The organism is Thiorhodococcus minor, assembly GCF_010820565.1.
Classification (GTDB): Bacteria; Pseudomonadota; Gammaproteobacteria; order Chromatiales; family Chromatiaceae; genus Thiorhodococcus; species Thiorhodococcus minor.
The window spans coordinates 1-4,783 of the sequence record NZ_JAAIJQ010000166.1 but is presented as its reverse complement, the minus strand read 5'-3'; the positions used below and the strand labels follow the sequence as shown (position 1 = coordinate 4,783).

5 protein-coding genes are annotated in these 4,783 nt (G+C 67.8%); 3 read left to right on the top strand and 2 right to left on the bottom strand.

The window, feature by feature from the left end; translation table 11 throughout:
- The coding region (locus tag G3446_RS25665) for an IS110 family transposase (RefSeq protein ID WP_164456510.1) at positions 1–577 on the bottom strand (577 nt) is incomplete at its 3' end.
- A 664-nt stretch (positions 578–1,241) separates the two neighbouring features.
- Here G3446_RS25665 and G3446_RS25660 point away from each other — a divergent pair.
- From G3446_RS25660 to cobJ, 3 genes are all read left to right on the top strand, one after another.
- Positions 1,242–1,868, top strand: a complete 627-nt coding sequence (locus tag G3446_RS25660) for a precorrin-8X methylmutase (protein ID WP_164456509.1) — start codon at positions 1,242–1,244, stop codon at positions 1,866–1,868.
- A gap of 5 nt (positions 1,869–1,873) precedes the next feature.
- Positions 1,874–2,602, top strand: a complete 729-nt coding sequence (locus G3446_RS25655) for a precorrin-2 C(20)-methyltransferase (RefSeq protein ID WP_164456508.1) — start codon at positions 1,874–1,876, stop codon at positions 2,600–2,602.
- 323 nt (positions 2,603–2,925) lie between these two features.
- Positions 2,926–3,735: a precorrin-3B C(17)-methyltransferase gene (cobJ, locus tag G3446_RS29045; protein WP_425338436.1), complete on the top strand. Its 810-nt coding sequence runs from the start codon at positions 2,926–2,928 to the stop codon at positions 3,733–3,735.
- 69 nt (positions 3,736–3,804) lie between these two features.
- On the opposite strand, the gene G3446_RS25645 is transcribed toward cobJ, so the two are convergent.
- Positions 3,805–4,566: a cobalt-precorrin-6A reductase gene (locus tag G3446_RS25645; RefSeq protein WP_164456506.1), complete on the bottom strand. Its 762-nt coding sequence runs from the start codon at positions 4,564–4,566 to the stop codon at positions 3,805–3,807.
- Positions 4,567–4,783 lie beyond the last annotated feature (217 nt).

Sequence of the window (4,783 nt, the reverse complement as noted above, 5' to 3'; positions counted from 1 at the left end):
CCTTGAGCTGGGCCGCGGTCTCGATCAGGGCCAGGGCGGCGGTGCGCAAGCGCTCAATGCGCGCGTCCGTCTCGGCAATGGCCAGATGCAGCTCCTCAAGGAGCACCGCCGGGGTGGTGGTGCTCTGCTGCAGGGCATGGAGCTGGTTCTTCGTCTGGGTGCGCGCGTGCGTCAGCGCACTTAAGCGCCGCGCATAAGCGCGCAGCTCGAGCGTCACGGGCGCCGGTGGCTGCCACGGCTCAAAGGGCATGCGCTGGGCAAACTCCGCCAGCACCGCCGCATCGACAGCATCGGTCTTGGTGCGCGTGAGCAGCGCCTCGGCGAAGCGCTTGGCCGCTTTAGGGTTCACCACCATCACCGCCACACCGCCGCCCTCCAAGGCCAGTGCCAGATCCAGGTGATAGGTTCCGGTCGCCTCCAGGCATACCCGCTGCACCCGCGCTTGGCGCAAGCGCTTGAGCAGTGCCTGATGCCCGCTCGGGGTATTGGCAAACTCCTGCACCTTGGCGTTCGTGTCCTCGCGCTGAATGAGCACAGCAAGCGTCTTGGCAGCAACATCGATTCCAGCAACAAGCATGGTTTTGTGACTCCACGGATTCAGGCGCTAAACTGTGACCCGGCTCCCCGACCCTGCGCCCTCGCTTCCCGACCTTGTGTATGCAGGCTCACGAGCTTCGCCCACGGCCTCGGATACTCCTCGGGATCAGCGAAGAGGGCGGGGCGCCACTCTACTTACAGGCTCATGGCCTCAGGGTGGAACGGCGTCTCCGGCTCACTCCTCATAACGTCCAGTTGTCCAAGCTCCTTCTCAAGCCCTGGAAACAGAACATACAAGGGTGGACAAGCATCGAGACCGTGCGAGTATTCCGAGCACATCGCAAAGATCCCGTCTTACCGTAGGTTGGGCCGACGGAGGAGGCCCAACAATCAACGCGTTAGGCTGGCCGCCTTGTTGGGCTTCGTGCCTCAGCCCAACCTACGCAGGCAGGGTGGACAAGCATCGCGCAGTCCACCAGGTCGGGCGTCACTGGTGGATTTTGGATTTCGCGATGGCTCATCCACCCTGGGTCCATCGAGGTGGTGGATCGAAAAGCCATTGGCTGCAAAGCAGAATTCAAATTATACTGCCTGGCTTGTTGAAGCAAATCCCTCCCTTACTTCTTGACTTCCGGCTAGGGCCACGCCTCGGGCAGCAGCGCTGCGCCGAGCGGCCGCGCGTTGCCGTGTGACAGAGACTTGCAATGATCGATTACGTCCGAGATGCCCACGACATCTATCGTCAATCCTTCGCCATCATCCGCGCCGAGGCGAATCTGGAGCGCATCCCGGAGGATCTGGAGGCGCTGGCGGTGCGCGTGATCCACTCCTGCGGCATGCCGGACATCATCGACGACCTGGTCTTCTCGCCTGGGGCCGGACGGGCCGGACTCGCGGCCATGGAGGCCGGTGTGCCGATTCTGTGCGACAGCCGCATGGTGGCGGAAGGCATCACGCGCGCACGGCTGCCGGCGGCGAACGAGATCCTCTGCACCCTGCAGGATCCGAGCGTGCCTGAGCTGGCCAAGCGGATCGGCAACACACGGACGGCCGCGGCCCTGGAGCTGTGGCGCCCGCACCTGGAGGGCGCCATCGTGGTCGTCGGCAATGCCCCGACCGCGCTCTTTCGACTGCTGGAGATGCTGGACGAGGGTGCGCCCAAGCCGGCGCTGATCCTGGGCTTCCCCGTTGGCTTCGTCGGTGCCGCCGAATCCAAGGACGCGCTGGCCGAGGACAGCCGCGGCCTGCCCTTTGTGACGGTTCGCGGGCGTCGGGGCGGCAGCGCCATGGCGGCCGCCGCCGTCAATGCCCTCGGGCGGGAGCACGGCTGAGCGTCATGGAGAAAGGGCGTTTACTCGGCCTGGGCGTCGGCCCGGGCGATCCGGAGCTGATCACGCTCAAGGCGCTGCGCTATCTGCGCGGGGCGCCCGTGGTGGCCTACTATGTCGGCAAGGCGAAGCGCGGCAATGCGCTGACGAGCGTGAAGCCGCACCTGCGCTCGGACCAGATTCGGCTGCCCTTGGTCTATCCCGTCACCGGGAAGAAACCGGAGCCTCCCTACGACTACGAGGGCGTGATGCGCGCCTTCTACGACGAGGCGGCGGAGCAGGTGGCGGAGCACCTCGCGGCGGGGCGCGATGTCGCCGCCCTGTGCGAGGGCGATCCCTTCTTCTACGGCTCCTTCATGTATCTCCACGACCGGCTCGCCGACCGCTTCGAGACCGAAGTGGTCCCCGGCGTCTGCTCCGTGGTCGCCAGCGCCTCCGTGCTGCGCACCCCGCTGGTCTATCGCGACCAGCGGCTCCAGGTGCTGGCCGGGACCCTGCCGGAAGACAGGCTGGCCGAGCTGCTCTCGGGCGTCGAGGCGGCGGCCATCATGAAGCTCGGCAGCAACTTCGAGAAGGTGCGCCGCGTCATCTTCAACCTCGGACTCCAGGATCGGGCGCTCTATGTGGAGCGCGCCACCATGGACGGCGAGCGCATCCTGCCGCTTCGCGAGATCGCCCCCGAGACCGTGCCCTACTTCTCCATGGTGCTGATTCCCGGCGAGCGGTGGCAGGGCTGATGACATCGCCAGCCGGGCCGGCGCCTGTCCTGGTCGTCGGCGACGCCAAGGGCGCGGGGACAGCGGAGCGCTTGCGGGCTGCTTTGCCCGATCTGGCCTTGGAGCCTGTGCCGACGGATCGTCTCGCGCAGGTCCTGTGCGATGGTCTGGGCGCCGGCCGCCCCGTGATCTTCGTCGGGGCGCTCGAGCCTCTCTTCATCGCCTTGGCGCCGTCGCTGGTCAGCGGCGAGCGCCCATCCGTCGTGGTCGCTGTTGCCGCCGACGGCTCGCAAGTGACGCCTGTCCTGGGTCTGGCGCAGGGGGCGGATGTTCTGGCTCGAAGGCTGGAGCAGGCGCTTCAGTCCCAGCCGCCAAGTCCTCGTCCCGGAAGGCTGGCTGTGATCGGTCTCGGGCCAGGGGCGCCCGAGCTGATGGCGCCTGCCGTGCGCGATGAGCTGGACCGCGCCCAGGACATCGTCGGCTATACCACCTATGTCCGCATGGCCGGACCCTTTCGTCCGGATCAGCGGACGCTAGACTCGGACAACCGCTGCGAGATGGACCGGGCGCGCCTCGCGCTGCGGCTCGCGGCCGAAGGCCGGCACGTGGTGGTGGTGTCTTCGGGCGATCCGGGGATCTTCGCCATGGCGACGGCCGTGATGGAGGCCTTGGAGCAGGCCGACGAGCCCGCCTGGCGCGCGGTCGATCTAGCAATTCTGCCGGGGATCTCCGCCGCCCAGGCCGCCGCCGCGCGGGCCGGTGCGCCGCTGGGTCACGACTTCTGCATCATCTCCCTGTCCGACAACCTCAAGCCCTGGTCGCAGATCGAGCGGCGGCTGGAGCATGCCGCGCTGGGCGACTTCGTCATGGCGCTCTACAACCCCAGCTCCAAGGCAAGGCCCTGGCAGCTCGGTCAGGCGCTGGATCTTCTGCGACGCTATCGAGCGCCCGCGACCCCTGTAGTGCTCGGGCGCGACGTGGGCCGTCCGGCCGAGCAGCTCACCGCGACGACTCTGGGCGAGGTTTGGCCCGAGCAGGTCGACATGCGCACCGTGGTCATCGTCGGATCTTCCCTGACACGTCAGTTCCGCCGTGACGGGGGCGGCGCCTGGGTCTACACGCCGCGCTGGTATCCGGAGGCCGAGGGCGCCTAGCCCGAGATCGGCGATCTGAACCGCAAGGGCGCGAGGAAAGACAAGGCTCCAAGACGCTGACAGCTTTCCTCAGGGCTCGCCACGCCCAAGGGTTCGATCGACCCATTCCAGGGCCTCTGCGACGCTTGCCGCGAGCGGTACGCAGGGGCGCTCCGGCCGCTCGCGCATGATGACGCGGATGCCGCGCTCGCGTGCTGCGACTAGCTTCTCCGATGTCGCTTCGCCACCGCTGTTCTTGCAGACGATGGCGTCGATGCGGTGTGTGTCGAGCAGTGCGCGCTCGCTCTCCAGATCGAAGGGGCCGCGCGCGAGCAGCAGCTCATAGGCGCGAAAGTGCGGCATCGGGTCCGGTGGTGTGACTACGCGGATCAGAAACCAGATGTCCTCCAGTCCGGCGAAGGGGGCGAGCTCCTGTCGTCCGACGGCGAGAAAGACCCGTTTCGATCCCCCCGTCTGAAGGGCCGCGACGGCCGCCTCCCAATCCACGACCTGAGTCCAGCGGTCTTCCCGCTCGGGCGCCCAAGCGGGGCGCTCCAGCCGCACCAGTGGCACGCCTACCGATCGGCAGGCCTTTGCGGCATTCCAGCCCATGGCAGAGGCGAAGGGGTGCGTGGCGTCGACCACGGCCGCGATCCCCTCCTGACGCAGATAGTCGACGAGACCTGGGATGCCCCCGAAGCCGCCAATGCGCGTCTCGCCGGCTGGCAGACGCGGATTCGCGGTCCGTCCGGCGAGCGATGTCATGACCCTGAGCCCGGGTCTGGATGCGAGGCAGTCGGCGAGGGCATAGGCCTCGGTGGTGCCGCCGAGGATGAGGATGGAGGCTGTCATTGCGGGGTGCTCGCCGATGAGAGGCTTCGCGCTGGGCGTCCCGCTCGGCGTCTTGGGGTAGCGGGTCTGTGATGTCGGCTGGAAAGCGCTGTCGATCTGGGGTGGCCGCCGGCCCCCCGCGCGGGGGCCCGGGGGGGGGCCATGGGTAGGGGGTTGGCGGCCAAGGTGCCGGCGTGTGGGGTCAAGGGGTGTGGGCGGCCCCCCAGTGGGTGAACAC